Annotated in this window: 15 protein-coding genes and 2 pseudogenes; 9 read left to right on the forward strand and 8 right to left on the reverse strand. The window is 70.9% G+C overall.

Going from position 1 to position 18,025, the window contains the following annotated elements; genetic code table 11:
• Nucleotides 1-5: 5 nt before the first annotated feature.
• Nucleotides 6-1,052: an NAD(P)-dependent alcohol dehydrogenase gene (locus GA0070619_RS06275; protein WP_088947187.1), complete on the reverse strand. Its 1,047-nt coding sequence runs from the start codon at nucleotides 1,050-1,052 to the stop codon at nucleotides 6-8.
• Between the two features lie 169 nt (nucleotides 1,053-1,221).
• On the opposite strand from GA0070619_RS06275, the gene GA0070619_RS06280 reads away from it, so the two are divergent.
• Both GA0070619_RS06280 and GA0070619_RS06285 read left to right on the forward strand, forming a co-directional pair.
• A complete protein-coding gene (locus GA0070619_RS06280) occupies nucleotides 1,222-1,641 on the forward strand; it encodes an SCP2 sterol-binding domain-containing protein (RefSeq protein ID WP_157743919.1) in 420 nt (139 codons plus the stop codon).
• Nucleotides 1,638-3,698, forward strand: coding sequence for an amylo-alpha-1,6-glucosidase (locus tag GA0070619_RS06285; RefSeq protein WP_088951591.1), 2,061 nt, complete (start codon nucleotides 1,638-1,640; stop codon nucleotides 3,696-3,698). Before GA0070619_RS06280 ends, GA0070619_RS06285 begins: the two co-directional genes overlap by 4 nt.
• 34 nt (nucleotides 3,699-3,732) lie before the next feature.
• On the opposite strand, the gene GA0070619_RS06290 is transcribed toward GA0070619_RS06285, so the two are convergent.
• On the reverse strand, nucleotides 3,733-4,236 hold the full coding sequence (locus GA0070619_RS06290; RefSeq protein ID WP_088947188.1) for a DinB family protein: 504 nt from the start codon (nucleotides 4,234-4,236) through the stop codon (nucleotides 3,733-3,735).
• Between the two features lie 153 nt (nucleotides 4,237-4,389).
• Here GA0070619_RS06290 and GA0070619_RS06295 point away from each other — a divergent pair, with 153 nt between their 5' ends.
• Nucleotides 4,390-5,310, forward strand: a complete 921-nt coding sequence (locus GA0070619_RS06295; protein ID WP_088947189.1) for a DUF72 domain-containing protein — start codon at nucleotides 4,390-4,392, stop codon at nucleotides 5,308-5,310.
• A 24-nt stretch (nucleotides 5,311-5,334) separates the two neighbouring features.
• On the opposite strand, the gene GA0070619_RS06300 is transcribed toward GA0070619_RS06295, so the two are convergent.
• Both GA0070619_RS06300 and GA0070619_RS06305 read right to left on the reverse strand, forming a co-directional pair.
• Nucleotides 5,335-5,775 (reverse strand): hypothetical protein, encoded by a 441-nt coding sequence (locus tag GA0070619_RS06300; RefSeq protein WP_231927297.1) that lies wholly within the window; start codon nucleotides 5,773-5,775, stop codon nucleotides 5,335-5,337.
• An 89-nt stretch (nucleotides 5,776-5,864) separates the two neighbouring features.
• Nucleotides 5,865-6,494, reverse strand: coding sequence for a hypothetical protein (locus GA0070619_RS06305; protein ID WP_088947191.1), 630 nt, complete (start codon nucleotides 6,492-6,494; stop codon nucleotides 5,865-5,867).
• 196 nt (nucleotides 6,495-6,690) lie between these two features.
• Between GA0070619_RS06305 and GA0070619_RS32175 the strand changes: the two genes are divergently transcribed.
• Nucleotides 6,691-6,861 carry a hypothetical protein gene (locus GA0070619_RS32175; protein WP_157743920.1) on the forward strand — a complete coding sequence of 57 codons (171 nt, stop codon included), beginning with the start codon at nucleotides 6,691-6,693 and terminating at the stop codon, nucleotides 6,859-6,861.
• Nucleotides 6,862-6,903: 42 nt separating this feature from the next.
• Here the strand turns inward: GA0070619_RS32175 and GA0070619_RS06310 are convergent, their stop codons facing one another.
• The 3 genes from GA0070619_RS06310 to GA0070619_RS06320 all read right to left on the reverse strand — a co-directional run bounded on the left by GA0070619_RS06310 (nucleotide 6,904) and on the right by GA0070619_RS06320 (nucleotide 10,027).
• Nucleotides 6,904-7,767, reverse strand: a complete 864-nt coding sequence (locus tag GA0070619_RS06310) for an alpha/beta hydrolase family protein (protein ID WP_088947192.1) — start codon at nucleotides 7,765-7,767, stop codon at nucleotides 6,904-6,906.
• Nucleotides 7,768-7,866: 99 nt separating this feature from the next.
• Nucleotides 7,867-9,123, reverse strand: a complete 1,257-nt coding sequence (locus GA0070619_RS06315; RefSeq protein WP_088947193.1) for an SGNH/GDSL hydrolase family protein — start codon at nucleotides 9,121-9,123, stop codon at nucleotides 7,867-7,869.
• A gap of 205 nt (nucleotides 9,124-9,328) precedes the next feature.
• Nucleotides 9,329-10,027, reverse strand: coding sequence for a hypothetical protein (locus GA0070619_RS06320; protein ID WP_088947194.1), 699 nt, complete (start codon nucleotides 10,025-10,027; stop codon nucleotides 9,329-9,331).
• Between the two features lie 251 nt (nucleotides 10,028-10,278).
• Between GA0070619_RS06320 and GA0070619_RS06325 the strand changes: the two genes are divergently transcribed.
• The 5 genes and pseudogenes from GA0070619_RS06325 (at nucleotide 10,279) to GA0070619_RS33300 (ending at nucleotide 16,993) form a co-directional block, all read left to right on the forward strand.
• Nucleotides 10,279-12,336: a DNA gyrase/topoisomerase IV subunit B gene (locus GA0070619_RS06325; RefSeq protein ID WP_088947195.1), complete on the forward strand. Its 2,058-nt coding sequence runs from the start codon at nucleotides 10,279-10,281 to the stop codon at nucleotides 12,334-12,336.
• A 101-nt stretch (nucleotides 12,337-12,437) separates the two neighbouring features.
• A pseudogene (locus GA0070619_RS33915) lies at nucleotides 12,438-12,692 on the forward strand (DNA gyrase subunit A); the annotation flags it as partial.
• Nucleotides 12,693-12,863: 171 nt separating this feature from the next.
• Nucleotides 12,864-13,496, forward strand: a pseudogene (locus GA0070619_RS34030) (LAGLIDADG family homing endonuclease); the annotation flags it as partial.
• Between the two features lie 147 nt (nucleotides 13,497-13,643).
• Nucleotides 13,644-16,226, forward strand: coding sequence for a DNA topoisomerase (ATP-hydrolyzing) (locus tag GA0070619_RS06330; protein ID WP_331716865.1), 2,583 nt, complete (start codon nucleotides 13,644-13,646; stop codon nucleotides 16,224-16,226).
• A 614-nt stretch (nucleotides 16,227-16,840) separates the two neighbouring features.
• Nucleotides 16,841-16,993: a TrmH family RNA methyltransferase gene (locus GA0070619_RS33300; protein ID WP_231927450.1), complete on the forward strand. Its 153-nt coding sequence runs from the start codon at nucleotides 16,841-16,843 to the stop codon at nucleotides 16,991-16,993.
• 26 nt (nucleotides 16,994-17,019) lie between these two features.
• Here GA0070619_RS33300 and GA0070619_RS06340 read toward each other — a convergent pair whose 3' ends face one another.
• On the reverse strand, nucleotides 17,020-17,655 hold the full coding sequence (locus tag GA0070619_RS06340) for an alpha-ketoglutarate-dependent dioxygenase AlkB (protein ID WP_088951592.1): 636 nt from the start codon (nucleotides 17,653-17,655) through the stop codon (nucleotides 17,020-17,022).
• Between the last annotated feature and the right edge of the window lie 370 nt (nucleotides 17,656-18,025).

Raw genomic sequence — 18,025 nt, forward strand, 5'->3', positions numbered from 1 at the left:
CGGGCTCAGGGCACGATCACCGCCCGGCCGTCCAGTGTGCCGTCGCGCATCTGCCGGTACGCGTCGAGGGCGTCGTCCAGGGCGAAGGTGGTGGTCCTCGGCCGGATCAGGCCACGGGCACCCAGATCGAGCACCTCGACCAGCTCCGGGCGACTGCCCCAGTAGGTGGTAGCGATGCTCATCTCGTACGGCACCGAGAAGAACGACACCGCCACGGTGCCCCCTCCGATGCCCACGATGGTCAGGTCACCGACGGTGCGGGCGGCCGCCACACCGAGCGCCATGGTGGCGTCCGCACCGACGAAGTCCAGCACCACGTCGGCACCCCGACCGCCGGTTGCCTCGCGGATCTCCTCGGCGGCGGTCGGACCCGACATCACGGTGCGGTCGGCGCCGCACTCCTCGGCCAGCCGCAGCGCCTCGGCGCGGGTGTCCACCGCGATGACCCGCGCAGCTGTGGTGGCCTTGAGGATCTGCACGCCCACATGCCCCAGCCCGCCGACCCCGATGACCACTGCCGTGCTGCCCGGCGGCAGCTTCGCCCAGGACCGCCGGACGGCGTGGTACGGGGTGAGGCCCGCGTCGGTCAGCGGCGCGGCGTCCACCGGATCCAACCCCTCGGGAAGGGGTACGACGTGCCGGGCGTCCGGGACCAGCTCGAACTCGGCCATGCCGCCGTCCAGTCCAAGGCCGCCACCCCCGCTCGGCACCGGTGCACCGGCAGGGTTCTCGCAGTACGGGTCGACGCCGACCCGGCAGCGGGCGCAGGTGCCACAGCCCCACGGGCCGAAGACGGCTACTGGTTGCCCGACGGACAGCCCGGTCACGCCGTCACCGAGGGCGTGCACCCAGCCAGAGTTCTCGTGGCCGAGGGTGAACGGTGGGTTCCAGGGCATGGCGCCCGGCTCGAAGTCGTCCATCAGGTGCAGGTCGGAATGGCAGGCGCCGGCGCCGCCGATCCGGACCACCACCTGACCCGGCCCGGGCGTCGGATCGGGGACCTCGACCAACTCCGGTTCCGACTTCCACTCCTGCAACCGCAGCGCGCGCATCCGATGCTCCCGTCCGTCCTGACTCTCGGCTGGACCGGTGGCTGCCCGCTCTGCCGCCGCGCAAACGGGCCGACGCGGGCGCAAGCTCGGTGGCCCTCATCCGATGCGGGTGAACCGGCGTCACCCCGGCGCCGGTGATCCTGCGGAGAACCGTGGGGAGGGGAACCTGATGCGTACGACGGCGGAGCAGTACCTGCGACAGCTGGATTCCGGCCGGCGCCCCGACCTGCCGGAAACCACAGCGGGCACACTGCGGCTGGACGTACGCGCCGACGGCTGCACCGACCACTGGTATCTGACCATCTCCGACCAGCACGTCAACGTGGCCCGCTCGGCCGACGACGCCGAGCTGGTGGTCCGGGCGGACCGGTCGGTCGTCGACCAGATGGTCAACGGTGAGCTGCATCCGGGCGCGGCTCTGCTGCGCAACGAGCTGAGCGTGCAGGGCAACATCCAACTGTTGATGCTGCTGCGGCGAATCTTCCCGGGGCCGACCGGCGCCCGCCACCCGCGGGAGCTCGGCCGGGCCGCGTTGGCGCGCCGGGCACCGGAGCGGGACGCGGTGGCCACCGGGGAGGCCGGGCGGTGAGGCAGGAACTGCTCCACGTGATCGCCGGCAGCGTGTTCGCCAACAGCGACGCTCAGGGCGACATGGAGGTCGACCCGCAGCAGCCGGTCGGTCTCTTCGCGTTCGACACCCGCTTCCTGTCCCACTGGGTGCTCAGGGTCGACGGCGAGCGGATCAACGCGCTCTCCCGCGACGACATGACGTACTTCGAGACCCGGTTCTTCCTGGTGCCCGGCGCGGCGAGTCACTACGTCGACGCCGACGTCTCGATCATCCGACACCGGTCGATCCACGACTGTTTCCACGAGAAGATCACCGTGCTCAATCACTCGGCGCAGCCCGCCGAGTTCACCGTACGGATGGAGATGGGCAGCGACTTCTCCGACATCGCCGAGCTCGGGCTCCGGCAGCGGACCGTCGAGGCCACCGCCGACTCGGCGAACAACCAGCTCGTGCTGCGCTATCAGCGGGACCGGTTCGTCCGCCAGACCACAGTGCGAAGCACCCTTCCCGTCGAGGTGGACGAGGGGGGAATGACGTTCCGGATCCGGATCGACGCCGAGGGGCAGTGGGAGACGGACCTGCACGTCGCCATGACCATGGGCGGCGAGGACGGCCAGGACATGCGCGCCCACCTCAAGTCGCACCAGTGGGCCGTGCGGACCGGGATGCGCGAGGACCTGGCGGACTGGATGGACCGGGCACCGCAGCTGGTGGCAGAGCGCCGCGGGCTGGAGGAGATGTACCGGGGCAGCCTGGCAGACCTGGCGGCGCTGCGGTACAGGCCGTTGTCGTACGACGATCGGGTGCCCGTCGCGGGTCTGCCGTGGACGATGTGGCTGTGCGGACGGCACAGCATCATCACCAGCCTCCAGACGATGGCGTTCACTCCCGAACTGGCCCCCGCGACGCTGCGCATGCTGGCGCTCATGCAGGGCGGTCAGCTCGACGACGACATCGACGAGGAGCCGGGCAAGATCCTGGCCCATCTGCGCTACGGCGAGTCCGGAGCGTTCGGCGACCGGGCGAACGCGCTGTACTACGGCTCGGCGGACACCACCCCGCTCTTCGTCGTCCTGCTCGACGAGTACGAGCGCTGGTCCGGTGACGCGGACCTGGTCCGCGAGCTGCGCCACCCGGCCCGGATGGCGTTGGACTGGATCGACGAGTACGGCGATCTGACCGGGGACGGCTACGTGCGCTACCAGCGTCGCAACGAGCGGTACGGTGCGATCAACCAGGTCTGGAAGGACTCCCCGGAGTCGATCACCGACGCGAACGGCCGGCAACCCGCCTTTCCCCGCGCCACCTGCGAGGTGCAGGGCTACGTCTACGACGCCAAGATGCGTGGCGCCCGGCTGGCCCGGGAGTTCTGGGGTGACCCCGCGTACGCCGACCGTCTGGAGCGGGAAGCCGCGGCGCTGAAGGAGCGCTTCAACCGGGACTTCTGGCTGCCGCACCAGGAGTATTACGCGTTGGCCCTCGACCCGTACGGCGAGCCGGCCGACGCGCTGTCATCCAACATCGGGCATCTGCTGTGGAGCGGGATCGTCCCGGACGACCGCGCCGGGGCGGTCGCCGAGCACCTGGTCGGGTCGCGGTTGTTCGGCGGTTGGGGGGTGCGCACCTTCGCCACCGGGCAGCGGTCGTACAACCCGATGGGCTCCCACCTGGGCGCCGTGTGGCCGGCGGACAACGCCCTGATCGCCGCCGGGCTGCGCCGCTACGGCTTCGACACCCAGGCAGCCACCATCGCGGCCGCCATCTTCGACATGGCACAGACCCTCGGTGGGGCGGTGCCGGAGATGATCGCCGGCCACGAGCGCCGGCTGACGAAGTATCCCGTCCAGTTGCCGGCGGCCGGGCGCCCGCAGGCGTGGTCGTCGGGTGCGCTGCTGATGCTGTTGAGCACCATGCTGGGGCTGCGACCCACCGGCGACAACCTGCTGGTGAACCCGGCCGTGCCGGCCGGCTTCGGTCGGTTGGACCTGTTGGACATCCCCGGTCGTTGGGGTCACTCCGACGCCTACGCGAGGGACCGGAGCACCGCGCACAGGGCCCGCCCGCGGGAGCGCTGAGACCCGCCGCCGTCGACGCTCAACGGCGCCCCGGTCAGCCCATGGTCCTGGCGCCGTCGATCGACTCCCGCAGGATGTCGGCGTGCCCGGCATGCTGGGACGTCTCGGCGATCAGGTGCAGCAGCACCCGACGAACCGTCCAACTCGCACCCGGCTCGAACCACGGCGCCTGCGGCAGCGGGTGTGCCGCGTCCAGGTCGAGGGTGGCGACCAGCTCGTCGGTCTGGGCAGCCACCCCCTGGAATCGCTCGACGAGCCCGGCCAGGGTCTCGCCCGGCTCCATCCGGAACTGACCGACCCAGTCGACGGCCTCGCGCTCCATCGCCTCCGCGCCGCCCACGGCGAAGAGCATCCAGCGGTGCTCGATGCCGGCAACGTGCTTGACGAGGCCACCGAGGCTGAGCGCGCTGACCGTCGGGCAGGTGGCCGCCTGCTCGTCGGTGAGCCCGTCGACGGTCTGCAGGAGGAAACCGCGATGCCTGCGCAGACTCTGCAACAGGTCGGCCCGCTCACCGGTGAGCTGCTCCGTGCTGGTCATGCCGCCACCCTTCGTCGCTGTGCGCTCGACACCCGAAATCTCATCCGGTGTCACCGTAGGACGAGGCACCGACACTTCCCGGGCGCGACACCGGGGCGACGCGCGACCCGCCAGCGGTTGCCGATCCGCGCCGGCGGCCGTCCACTGAATGACATGGGTGTAATCAAGGTGGGCACGTCGTCCTGGGCGGACCAGTCGCTGCTGCGCTCCGGGTGGTATCCGCGCTCGGCCAACACACCGGCCCGTCGACTGGGCTTCTACGCCGGCCGGTTCCCGTTGGTCGAGGTGGACACGTCCTACTACGCCGTCCCGGTGCCCGAAACCACGCAGGGCTGGGTCGACGCCACCCCGGACGACTTCACCTTCGACGTCAAGGCGTTCAGCCTCTTCACCGGCCACCCGACGCCGGTCGCCGCGCTGCCCCGGGACCTGCGCCCGGCGGGCGGCCCGAGCCGGATCCGCCGCCGGGACCTGCCGCCGGAGGCGTACGACGAGTTGTGGGCCCGGTTTCGCGCGGCCCTCGACCCGATGGCTGCGGCCGGCAAGCTGGGTGTGGTGCTGTTGCAGTTCCCACCGTGGCTGGCCCGCGGCGTCGCGGCCGAACGCCGGATCGTCGAGCTGGCGCAGCGCTGCCGGCCGTGGCGGGTCGGCGTGGAGCTGCGGCACCGGTCCTGGTTCGACGGTCCGGCCGCGGCGGACACCCTGGACCTGCTGCGCGCGCACGACCTGTCCCTGGTCTGCGTCGACATGCCGCAGGGGCATCCGTCGTCGGTGCCACCGATCCTCACCACGACGGCGGAGCCGGCGATCGTCCGGTTCCACGGCCACAGTGCGGCCTGGCGGGACGGCGACAAGCAGGAGAAGTTCCGGTACGCGTACGCCGAGGACGAGCTTCGGCACTGGGCCGGTCTGCTGGCCGAGCTGGCCACCGAGGCCGACGACCTGCACGTGCTGTTCAACAACTGCTGCGCCGGGCAGTCCCAACGCGACGCCACCCGGCTGGCGCAACTGCTCGCCGAGACGATGATCGCCGATCAGGCTGTCCCGGCCCGGGCGGCGTCGCCCACCGGTTGACGATCGGGAGGGCCGGCGTTCGGGTCAGGAGCGCCGACCCCGGGCACGGAACGCGTCCTGCGTCGACTCGCCGATGTCCGCGTCGTCGGGGAAGGTCCGGCCGCTGGGCGCCGGGTCGGGTGGGGCACCCGGACCGGCCATCGTCGTGCGGGTCGGCTCCACCGAACCGAAGCCGTGCCGTCCCGCCGGGTCGGACGGCCCCGCCGGGGCACCCGCGCGTCGCTCTCCGCGCCGCCCCTCGGGCACCGCGGTCTCCTCGCTGCCCTCGTCCATCGGTGAATCCTCGTCCGTGCCCCAGGGCGCGTCGGCGTCGAAGCCGTCGCTGGTGCCCCACGGCTTCACCGCCTCCGGCTCCTGCCGGTCGTTGTCGCCCCTGCGTGCCTCGTACGCCGCCATGGCCACCCCGCTCGTCGGTCCGCCGCTACCGGCGGACGGTGTGCCGTCTCCGCCCACCGTCGTCGCCACCTGGCCTGCGCGGCGCGTCGATGAGCCTGCGTAGGGCCAGCCAGCGCCCCGCCGTCGAGGTGGCGGCGGGACGCCGGCCGGCCCGACGTTCAGCGTCCGGCCATCGCCATCGGCCGCTTGCCGTTGCTCATCCCCGCCATCTTGATCATGGTCTTCGAGGCGCTCTTCATCCCGCCGCCCCGGCCGAGCATCCCCCGGAACACCTGCCCGGGCTTCTGCTGCTCGCCCATGTACGCGGTGACCACCACCAGGGTCCCGGTCAGTGCCGGAATGGCCCACTGGAGCAGCTTCATCTGCCGCTGCGAGGAGGCCACACTGGCCGGAGTCTGGTGGTTCGGTTCGGTGGCGCCGCTCACCGACGGGCCACCCGCCTTCTCCAACCGCATGCCGAGCAACCGGCTGTAACCGGTCACCGCGAGGGCCCCGATCGTCAACGCGGTCTTGATGACGCTCGTCCTGGCGACGCCGGACTGGGCCGCCACTCGTGGGCTCTCCGTCACCAGCTCGCCCACCGCACCGGCCAGGTGTGCGCCGATCGCCGCCGCGTTGACGGGGGTCCACCTGGACCATCCCGCCGAGGCGACCGGGAGTCGCTGGGTCGAGTCGCTGATTTTCGCCGCTGCGCCGTTGACACCGAAGGCACCCATGAGGGAGCCGCCAAACCAGGCCGCCAGGCCCAGATCGTGCATCGAGCGCAGTGCGGTATGCCGTTCGGACATGTGATCCCCTTCCGCCGTGTCGGGCGCTGCGGCTTACCCGCCGGTCGGGCGGCTAACCCCGCCCCGTGCGGGCCGATCCACCCCGTACCGGGCAGCCAGGGGACGTTGCGGGCGCCGCTGGGCCGTATCGCGCAAGCAGGAGTCGTCCGCGCGGTGGCGGGTAGATCCCGAGCGACGCCGACGAGAGGGGAACGCGATGTCGCAGCCGGACGAGAGCCGGGAGAAGACCCCCAAGACAGACGCTGTGCTCATGCACCCGGACAACGACCCGCACAAGAACACCGCGGAGGTCGCGCCGCGCAAGGATCACGCGGCGATCCAGGTGGAGCGCGACGATGAGTTGGTGCCGCTGGAGCGGGACGAGTGAGTCGGCCGGCCGGGCCGTCGCACGGCGACCGGCCGGTACGACTCAGCGTGGCGGCAGGTCGCCGGCGAACTCGGCGACCCGCCGCGCCAGCGGTGCGCCCGCGCGGACCCAGGTGAAGTGGTCCAGCGGCGCGCCGGCCTGGGCCACTGTGTAGCGCTCCCGGGTCACCGGGGCCGTGGCGAGCTTCTCGCAGAGGTTGTCCACGGTCTCGTGTGGGGTGAACTGGTCGTCGTCCACACTGACGGCCAGCACCGGTGTCCGCACCGCGCGTACCGCCGCCTCGGTGTCCGTGCCGTTGAGCCGGGGGAACCGGCCGGTGCGCGCGGTGTACGCCCAGTCGCGGATCACGCCGCGCGCCTGCCGGCCGCCGAACCCCCACCCCGGCCACACGCCGAGCAGCGCCGTGGTGGCAGCGATCCCCTGGGTGTACGGCAGCACGCCGAGGCCGCGCCGACCCGGATAGTTGCGCCAGTACGGGATGCCGACAGCGATCAGCGCCAGCCCGTCCACCTCGTCGCCGCCGTGCAGGGCGAGGTGCAGCAGGGCGGCCTGCCCACCGAGCGAGTGCCCGACCAGCAACCGGGTGCGCCCGTCCAGTCGTGGCTTGAGCGCGGCCAGCACGGCGCCGACGTCGGCGGCCAGCTCCGGGTAGCCGTACCGGTCGGCCCGGCTCGGCGTGGGGGTGCTCGCCCCGGTGCCACGCAGGTCGGCGACGACCACGGCCAGCCCGGCGGCGCGCAGCTCGGCGGCGAAGGGCCGGTAGTAACGGGCGCGGACGCCCATCGCGGGCCAGATCACGGCGACCGGCGCATCCGTCACACCGGTCGGCTCCGGATAGACCTGCACACCCAGCCGACCACCGTCGATCTCGACGAACTCCTGCGCGTACTCCGGATCCCCGTTCACCGGCCCAGCCTACGGCCTGACGTTACTGACGGGTAGCCGCAGGTGGTCGACGCGACGGAGGCCCCGCCGATCGGCGGGGCCTCCGGGATGGCGACGCGGTCAGGAGACGGAGATCGTCCCGTTGCCGGCGCGGACGCAGGCCACCGACCGGGCGCTGGTGGAGGCCGCGCCGCTAAGGCACTGGCCGAGCACCTGATGCCCGGTGGCGTTCGGGTGCCACGACTCCTGGCAGGTCTGGAAGTAGCTGACGCAGGTGTTGGCGATCCGCTGGATGGCGATCTTGTCCTTGCCGGCGAGGCTGGTGACGAAGGTGCCGGTCGCGCCGTCCTGGAGCCGGATCGGCGTGGCGAGCGAGCCCGTCGGGCTGCTCGTCTGCTCACAGAGCCGGGCGCCGTTGAAGGCCTGCTGCACGTTCAGGTACACCAGGTCGTCGCCGGGGAACTCGGCGGCCAGAGTGTCCCGGGTGGACTTCACGATGGTGCCCAGAGCCTGCGAGAAGCGGTGCCCGGGGGCCAGGCTGGCCCGGTGGATCGGGCAACCGGCCGCGTACCGCTCGGCACCCAGGTCGCGGAACTTGTCGCGGGTGTCGTCCCGGCTGTCCTCCTCGTGGAACTGCGGGTTCAGGTCCAGCGGCAACGGGTTCGTGTAGTCCTGGAACACCACCCGGTGCTGTCCGTCCGCGTCCACCTGGTCCAGGGTGGTCAGCAGCTGGCGTACGGCGGCGGTGGTCTCCGCGGTCGCGGCGCTGATCTGCGCTGCGGTGGCCAGGTCGGCGTCGCTGCACGGCTTCTGCTCCACCGGGCCACCCAGGTACGCCCAGAACTCCCACCAGCCGGTCCACGCGTCGGCGATGAACCGGTTGGCGCACTTCTCCGCGACGCTGCCGAACGTGAACGAGCTGTTGTTGGAGCCCAGGCCGATCAGCACCAGGTCGATGTCCTGGGTCTGCGCGACGGCGCGGAGCTGGTCGATCTGCGCGGCCACCGTGCGGCCCTTCTCCCGGGCGGCGGAGGCGGTGGCGATGTCGCGTGGCTGGCCGCCGGAGCAGGCCAGGTTGAACCGGTTCTGGATGCCCGGCAGGTTGGCCTTGTTCAGCGAGGCGTTCGCCGACCGGTGGCAGAAGAACGCGTTGTTGTTGGCCGCTGTCCAACCGGGGAAGCCCTGGGCGACCCCGTTGACGTCGACCACCGGGGTGTACGCCCCGGCGCCCTCGCCGCTGATGAAGCTGTCCCCGAGTGCCACCGCGGCGGTGGGCAGCGCGGCGGACGCGGGTGCGGGCAGCGCGACGGCTGTCGACAGCGCGGCCATGGCGATCGTTAGTCCCGCGGCAAGCGCGGTACGGCGGAACCTGGGCATGGGGCCCCCATCCATCGAAAGATGAAAGATTCTCTGAGAGCGAGATCAGATCACCCCTGTGCGACGGGCGTCAATGGCCCGTAACAGAATTTCGATGAAAGACATGCGCGCGTAGACGTGCCGTGCGCCTCGCCGAGGCGGACCAGCACTTCCGGATGACAGTGGCCGTCGACCACGCCGGCCTTCGCCGGGTGGCCGCGCCGAGCTACCTGCCGCTCAGGTCGCCGCCGCGCTTGAGCACGGCCGCGCCGACGGCGTTCAGACCGACACCCCAGAGCAGCAGTACGCACAACCACTGCGCCCACCGCAGCACTGTCATGTCCCCCGAGAGCAGGTTGCGGACACTGCCGAGCGGGGTGAGCCACGGCTGCGCCGGACGCAGGGCGTCCACGGCGCCCAACAGCCCGAACAGGCCCAGCGGCAGGACGATCGTGGCGAGGAACGCGACCACCGTCGACCGCAGCAGCAGACCCAGCCCGGTGCCGACCAGGCCGGCGACGACCTGCACCAGCACGCTGCCCACAGCGACCGTGCCGGCGTGCCGCCACGGCTCGTCGGCGACCTCGGCCGGGGAGAGCGCCAGCGTCGCCGCGCAGATCAGCACCCCGACGACACCGATGACCACGGCCGGCAGCACCACCGCGAGCACGCTGGGCAGGACCGGGGCGGAGCCGGGCGCCCGGCGCAGGTCGCGCACCAGCAGGATGCCGAAGAGCGGCGTCACGACCGACATCAGGCTCTGGACCGTCTCCGAGAGCGCCGCGAACGTCCGGTCGGCGGGAGCCGCCGCCGCCACCAGCGCCACCGCGTACAGCACACCCGCCAGCAGGGTGCCCACGAGCAGCCACCGCCGGGCGCGGGTGCCGAGGGAGCGTCGCAGGGCGTCACGTGTCGTCTCGTCCATCCCGGTCGCCTCCCGACGAATGCCCTCGACCAGCCGCGATCATGAGAGCGTACCGACGCCGGTGCCTCTGCGTGGTCCCGTGATCACCTGCAGGCTGTTCCCTCGCTCACGTCCGGAGGCTCCCGCGCGGCGGGTCGCGCGGGCCCTCCGGGAGTTGTCCTAGCCTCGGGCTAGGCTCGCTGCGGCGCGCCACGCCGGCTGATGTCGCCGGTGACCGGCTGCACACCGCCGAGACCGGGGAGTACGACCAGTTGACCGCAGAGCCTGACACCCTGTACGGGGCCGATGACCTCACCCACCTTGAGGGGCTGGACGCTGTCCGCAAGCGGCCCGGCATGTACATCGGTTCCACCGACAGCCGTGGCGTGGGTCACCTCGTCAACGAGATCCTCGACAACTCCACCGACGAGGGCGTCGCCGGTCACGCCAGCACCGTCGAGGTGATCCTGCACGCCGACGGCTCTGTGCAGGTCGACGACGACGGCCGGGGCATCCCCACCGACGTGCATGCCAAATCCGGCATCTCCGGCGTCGAGCTGGTGCTCACCCGGCTGCACGCCGGCGGCAAGTTCGGCGGCTCCGGCTACAAGACCTCCGGCGGCCTGCACGGCGTCGGCGCCTCAGCGGTCAACGCGCTGTCCCGCCGGTTCGACGTGACCGTCCGCCGGGCCGGAAAGATCCACGCGATGTCCTTCCGGCACGGCGTCCCGGGCATCTTCGACGGCGACGGGCCGGACGCGCCCTTCACCGCCGGCCCCGGGCTCCAGGTCGTCGGCGCGGTCAAGCGCGGCCAGCGCACCGGCACGTCGATCCGCTGGTGGCACGACGCCCGCTACTTCGAGACCGGCGCCGCGCTCGACGTCGAGGCGGTCCGCACCAAGCTGCGCAACACCGCCTTCCTGGTCCCCGGCGTGACCTACCTGCTGCGCGACCTGACCGGCGAGGCACCCACCGAGGAGCGGTTCCACTACCCCAACGGGCTCAGCGACATGGTGGAGTTCCTCGCCCCGGCCGGCGACCGGCCGGTCTCCGGCACCCTGCTGGTCAACGGCGAGGGGACCTACCGGGAGAACGCCGCCGACGCCAACGGCGTCATGCAGTCCAACGTGCAGCGGCGCGCCGAGGTCGAGGTGGCCTTCCGGTGGGGCACCGGCTACGAGCGCACCGTCGAGTGCTTCACCAACACCATCCGCAACGCCCACGGCGGCACCCACCGCAAGGGCTTCGAGCGGGCCCTCGTCCGCAGCCTCGCCGACGCGATCCGCAACACCCGCGGCCTGCTCAAGGCCAAGGAGGAGCCGCCCACCCTCGACGACGTCCTGGAGGGGATGACCGCGGTGGTGCACGTGCGGATCCCCGAGCCGCAGTTCACCTCGCAGACCAAGGACGAGCTCTCCACCACCGGCATCACCAAGGTCATCCAGACGCAGGTCGACGCGCACGTCAAGGCCTGGCTGGAGGACCGGCGCACCAAGGCCGAGGCCCGCACGGTCCTCCAGAAGATCGTCGACGCGGCCCGGGTGCGGCTCACCCAGAAGCAGCAGAAGGACGCCGCCCGGCGCAAGACCGCCCTGGAGGGCGCGTCCATGCCGCCGAAGCTGGTCGACTGCCGGGCCACCGGCATCGACCGCAGTGAGCTGTTCATCGTGGAGGGTGACAGCGCACTCGGGACGAGTCGCATGGCCCGATCCTCGGAATACCAGGCGCTGCTGCCGATCCGCGGCAAGATCCTCAACGTGCAGAAGGCCAACCTTCAGCAGGTTCTGGACAATGTCGAGTGCGCGGCGATCGTCCAGGTCCTCGGCGCGGGCTCGGGGCGCACGTTCGACCTCTCCGCACTGCGCTACGGCCGGGTGCTGATCATGGCCGACGCCGACGTGGACGGCGCGCACATCCGCACGCTGCTGATCACCCTCTTCGCCCGGTACATGCGCCCGTTGATCGAGGCCGGTCGGCTCTACGCCGCGATGCCGCCCCTCCACAAGATCACCACCAAGGGGCGCAGCCCGCAGACTGTCTACACCTACACCCAGGCCGAGATGGAGACGACGGTCCGCAAGCTGGAGAAGGCCGGCAAGCAGATCGTCACGCCCATCCCGCGCTTCAAGGGTCTCGGTGAGATGGACGCCGACGAGTTGTGGGACACCACGATGAACCCGGCCACCCGCGCCGTACGCCGGATCACCCTCGACGACGTCGACGCCGCCGAACGCATCCTCGAACTGCTGATGGGCGAGAAGGTCGAGCCGCGCCGCAACTGGCTGATCGACTCCGCCGACCGCGTCGACCGGGATGCGATCGACGCATGAGCGAGCGACAGCGAGCGAATTTCGATACAGCGCGATGGTGTCTCATGCCGTTGCGAAGCGACGGCATGAGCGCTTTTTTCGTTCCGATGGAGAGCTGAGTCATGGCACGCCGTAAGGAAAACAAGGTCGACCTCTCCTCGTTCGACCAGGCCGGCGCGCGGGTCTTCGACAACCCGCTGGTCACCGAGGTGTCCGACTCCTACCTGGAGTACGCGTTCTCGGTCATCCACTCCCGCGCGCTGCCCGACGCGCGCGACGGCCTCAAGCCCGTGCACCGGCGCATCCTCTGGTCGATGTACGAGCAGGGCTACCGCCCGGATCGCGGGCATGTGAAGTCCGCCCGAATTGTGGGTGACTGCTTCGTCGCTGGCACACTCGTCTCGACGCCCGCTGGCCTTCGGACCATCGAGGAGATCGAGGTCGGTGACCTCGTTCTGGATGGTGCTGGCGCACCAGTGCCGGTGACCGCTGTCTATCAGAATCCAGTGTCCGACCTCGTGCGCGTGACCTGGAGCAACGGGCACACGATGCTCGTCACGCCGGGCCAGCGCTTCCGCGTGGTCGCCGATGACCTTTCGGTTCAATGGGTGGAGGCGCGGGACCTCCCGGGGCGACTGGCGTTGGCGTACGGCAGCCGCCGAAATGTGCTGTCAACACCGACCGGCGACATCTACGACTATGTGCGCGGGCTGCTGGTAGCCGAGGGCTTCCCAGTGCACCGATCTCGCACGGCGGACGGTCGGGTCCGGATCCACATGTGTGACATTGAGCCGCTCGATGTCGCCCATGGTTGGGCCATCGCCAGTGGGCTGAACGTTTCCCGAGGGAAGCGTGAGGCCGAGAATCCGCTGCATCGCGACCAGCACATTCTTACCTTCAGCCGACACGAAGGACTGCTAGAGGCCACGCGGCCGCTCAGCCGGGACAAGTGTGTGCCCGCCGACATCATTCGCGACCGGTCGGCCTGGGTGCCATTTCTCGCCGGCTTCTTCGATGGAGACGGCTACATTCGTAAGCGTTTTCGGGAGGTTGTCTTCGTCAGCACCAGCGAGGTGCTGGTGCGGCAGATTTACGCCATGCTTGCCGACCTGGGGCTACATGGGCACCATTGGACCAGCGGTCGTGGCTCACAGGAACACCCTCTTCATGGCCTGTCGGTCAGCGGCCGGGACGCCTCGGATCTCGCCCGTCTTCTGCTGCCGTGGGTGCGGATCGGTTACAAGCACGACGACTTGCAACGGGTCGCCGAGATCGACTACCAGTACGGCGGCAAGCAGGGCAATGACCGGCTGCCGTACGCCCCGGTCATGGCCGCGTTCACGGCCGCGCACCAGGGCGGCGGGTGGTTTCGGGACCGGGATGGCCAAGCGTTCCGCGACTCCCTCTCGGCTAGCGGCGGACCGAAGGTGCGATATGGCAAGGACCGCAATGGCGTCCCGCTCGCTGAACGATCTTTCCAATTAGAGCGTGCGGTACGAGACGGCTGGATCCGCAAACTCCACCGCCTCGGTTCACCGCTCGCTTCTCGGCTGGACGCGTTGGTCGGTGGATCCTTCCTACGGGTCACCTCGGTGGAGCCGGTGTCGCCCGACGTCACCTACGACATTCAGGTCGGCAGTGACGAGCACGCCTTCGTTGCCGAGGGCTACGTCGTCCACAACTGCATGGGTAAGTACCATCCGCACGGCGACACGGCGATCTACGACGCCATGGTTCGCCTCGCGCAGGACTTCTCGCTCAACGTGCCCCTCATCGACGGGCATGGCAATTTTGGATCTCCAGACGATGGCCCGGCTGCCTCGCGTTACACCGAAGCACGGATGTCCCGCGAGGCCATGCTGCTCGTCGGTGAGCTGGGCGAGGACACCGTCGACGTCGAGCCCAACTACGACGGGTCGCTGACCCAGCCGACAGTGCTGCCGGCCGCATTCCCCAACCTGCTGGTCAACGGCGCGTCCGGGATCGCGGTCGGGATGGCCACCAACATGATCCCGCACAACCTGGGCGAGGTCGTCCAGGCGGCCCGCTGGCTGATCAACCACCCGGACGCCACTCTGGACAAACTCATGGAGTTCGTCCCCGGCCCCGACCTGCCCACCGGCGGCGTGCTGCTCGGTCTGGACGAGGTGCGCCGGGCGTACGAGACCGGGCGCGGCGTGGTGCGGATGCGCGGCAAGGTGGAGATCGGCCCGATCGAGGGCAGCCGGGGTCGCCAGGCGATCACCGTGGTCGAGCTGCCCTACGGCGTCGGCGCGGAGAAGGTCATCGCGGCCATCACCAACGAGGTCACCAAGACCAAGCGTCTGACCGGCATCGCCGACGTCAAGGACCTCACCGACCGGGAGAGCGGCACCCGCCTCGTCGTCGAGTGCAAGGTGGGCGTCAACCCGCAGGCGCTGCTCGCCGACCTCTACCGGTTGACCCCGCTGGAGCAGTCGTTCGGCGTCAACAACCTGGTCCTGGACGGCGGTCAGCCGCGCACGCTGGGGTTGAAGGCGCTGCTGGAGGTCTTCCTGGCCCACCGCTACGAGGTGGTCACCCGGCGCACCTCGTACCGTCGGCGCAAGCGGCAGGAGCGGCTGCACCTGGTCGACGGTCTGCTGATCGCCCTGCTGGACATTGACGAGGTGGTCCGGCTGATCCGGGGCAGTGACGACGCGCAGGCCGCGAAGGACGGGCTGATGAGCCGGTTCGGCCTGTCCGACATCCAGGCCACCTACATTCTGGACACTCCGCTGCGCCGGTTGACGAAGTTCGACCGGATCGAGCTGGAGGCCGAGCAGGAGCGGCTGCGCGCCGAGATCGCCGAGCTGAGCAAGATCCTCGACGACGAGCGGGTGCTCAAGAAGCTGGTCTCCGACGAACTGGCCGCCGTGGTCAAGCAGTTCGGCACCGAACGGCGTACGACGCTTGTCGACGGTGACCTCAAGGAGGTGCTGGCCGCGTCCGTGCCGGCCGGGCCGCTGGAGGTCGCCGACGACCCGTGCCAGGTGATCCTCTCCGCGACCGGGCTGGTCGCCCGGACCGCGGCCGAGTCGGAGGAGAGCTCCGAGGGGCGCCGACGCAACGGCCGGGTCAAGCACGACACCGTACGCGCCATTGCGCACTCCACCGCCCGTGGTCGGGTGCTGTTGTTGACCAGTGCTGGCCGGGCCTTCAAGGTCGACGTCCTGCCGCTGCCGGTGTTGCCGGATCAGGCCGGCACGGTGTCGCTGCGAGGCGGGATGTCCGCGGCCGAGCTGGTGCCGTTGGAGGCGGGGGAGACCGTCGTCGGCTTGGCCCCCCTGGGTGGGCAGGCGGAGGGCTCGCCGGGGCTGGCGCTGGGCACCCGACAGGGCGTGGTGAAGATCTGCGCTCCGGAGTGGCCGGTGCGCTCCGACGAGTTCGAGGTGATCGGTCTGCGCGACGGTGACGAGGTGGTCGGGGCGACCTGGCTGACCGACGGCACCGAATCGCTCACGTTCGTCACGTCGGAGGCGTCGCTGTTGCGCTTCCCCGCCGGGCTGGTTCGTCCGCAGGGCCTCAAGGGCGGCGGGATGGCCGGCATCAACCTGCCGGCCGGGGCGCGGGTGACGTTCTTCGGCGCGGTCCGCACCGACGACCCGGGGCACGGCGAGCCGATGGTGGTCACCTCCACCGGGGCGACGGTCAAGGTGACGCCGTTCAAGTCGTACCCCGCGAAGGGCCGGGCGACCGGCGGCGTGCGCGCGCACCGCTTCCTCAAGGGTGAGACGGACGTGGCGGTTGCCTGGGTGGGCCCGCGCCCGGTCGGTGCGACCGGCACCGGCGATCCGGTGGAGCTGCCGGCGGCGGACCCCCGCCGCGACGGCAGTGGCTTCGCGGTGATGCTCGGCCCAACGGTGGTAGGCCACCTCATCGAACGGGACTGACCCACCAACCCCGCCGCCCCCCGGAGCGTGCGGGGTGTCCCGACCTCAAGATCCGCGCAACTTCGGGGGAGTTGCTGCCTCCGACATGCCGCAGGCAGCGCTTTCCCTGAAGTTGCGCGGATCTTGGCGTCTGAACGCGGTCCGCGCGCGGGGTATGGTGAGGGTTCTTGTTGTCGGTGATGGCCTGGGTGCGCCGCCAAGCACCTCTCACATGATCTTTCTTCTGTCCGGCGGAGTCGCCGGCGCGGCGTGAGCGCCGCCATCCGGGTCCGGCCAAGGCGTGAGCTGCGTGCCGCCCGCCGACCCCGCCAGCATCGCTGCTGGGGTCATCTGATCGCCGCCCCGCTCTGGCCGCTGCACGGCGCGAACCTGGGCACCCTGCTGCGCACCTGTGACGCGGTCGGTGCCTGCCTGGCCGCGCCGCCGTTCCGGTGGGTGGACGAGGCTCTGGCCCGGGGCAACACCCTGCGCCGGCCGGGCTGTGTCCACCGAGTCGGCAGCCCGCTGCGGTGGCTGGCCGCCGAACGGGCCGCCGGCTCCCGGATTCTCGGGGTGGAGTTGGCCGACGAGGCCGTCAGACTCGGTGACCTGCCCGCCGCTCGGGGCGCACCGTGGTGCTGCTCGGGCACGAGTCGACTGGCATCCCGCCCGAGGCACTCGACCACCTGGACGCGGCCGTGGAGATTCCCATGGTCGGGCACGGCCAGAGCCTGAACGTCGCCGTCGCCGGGTCGCTGGTCCTCTACAGACTCGCCGGCCTGCTGTAGGGCAGGCCGGGGTGGCGCCGCCAACGTCAGGCGACGTTGACGGGGCGGAACTGCACGCTGACCCGGGGGCCGACGGGGCGGGTGGTTTTCGGGATGGCATGTTCCCAGGTGCGTTGGCAGGAGCCGCCCATCACGATCAGGTCGCCGTGGCCCACCGGGAAGCGCAGGCTGCCGCCGCCGCCGCCACGTGGGCGCAGCAGCAGCGGTCGGGGTGCTCCGAAGGAGACGATCGCGACGATGGTGTCGGTGTGTGCTGACCGGCCGATGGTGTCGCCGTGCCAGGCGACGCTGTCCCGTCCGGAACGGTAGAGGCACATGCCTGCGGTGACGAAGGGCTCGCCCAGCTCGGGCGCGTAGTGCCGGGTCAGCTCCGCCCGTGCCGTGGTGAGCACGGGGTGGGGGAGTTGCCGGTCGCCGCCATACCAGCAGAGCAGGCGGGGCACGTCGACCTCGGTGTCGTACATGGTGCGCCGCTCGGCACGCCAGGGCACCTCGCTGAGCAGGGTGTCGAGGACGGCGTCGGAGCCGCGCACCCAGCCCGGGAGGTGGTCGACCCAGGCGCCCCGGCTGAGCTGGTGTCGTCGGATCTGACCGGGCAGTGGCCCCAGGGTCGGCTCGGCGTCGGCGAGGTCGAGCATCGACGGCTGGTAGGCGGCCTGCATCATGCGGCCACCCTAGCAGTCGTTTCGTACACCCGTACTATGCCTGTGCCACGCGGATCCCTCAAGATCGTGCTCGATCCTGGATGTAGTGCCCGTGCGATCGAGGGGACTATTTCCAGGATCGAGCTTGACCGTGGCGGGCGCGGCGTCGCTCGCGTGCGACAGCGTCAGTCGCCTACGCCGGCGGGCGTACGGCGTCGAACACCGCGTCCACGACCCGTGCCCTTCCCTGCCCGTCGACGGTGGACCAGGCTTGCGCGGCGCGGCGCGGCGCGGCGCGCGCCGCTGCGGCGAGCCGAGCAGCCCGTGCAGGGTGCGCGCCGCCGTCGCGCGCGACTCACCGGTCCGCGCCAGGGCAGCCTGTGCCTAC

This window comes from Micromonospora zamorensis (assembly GCF_900090275.1).
GTDB classification, from domain to species: domain Bacteria; phylum Actinomycetota; class Actinomycetes; order Mycobacteriales; family Micromonosporaceae; genus Micromonospora; species Micromonospora zamorensis.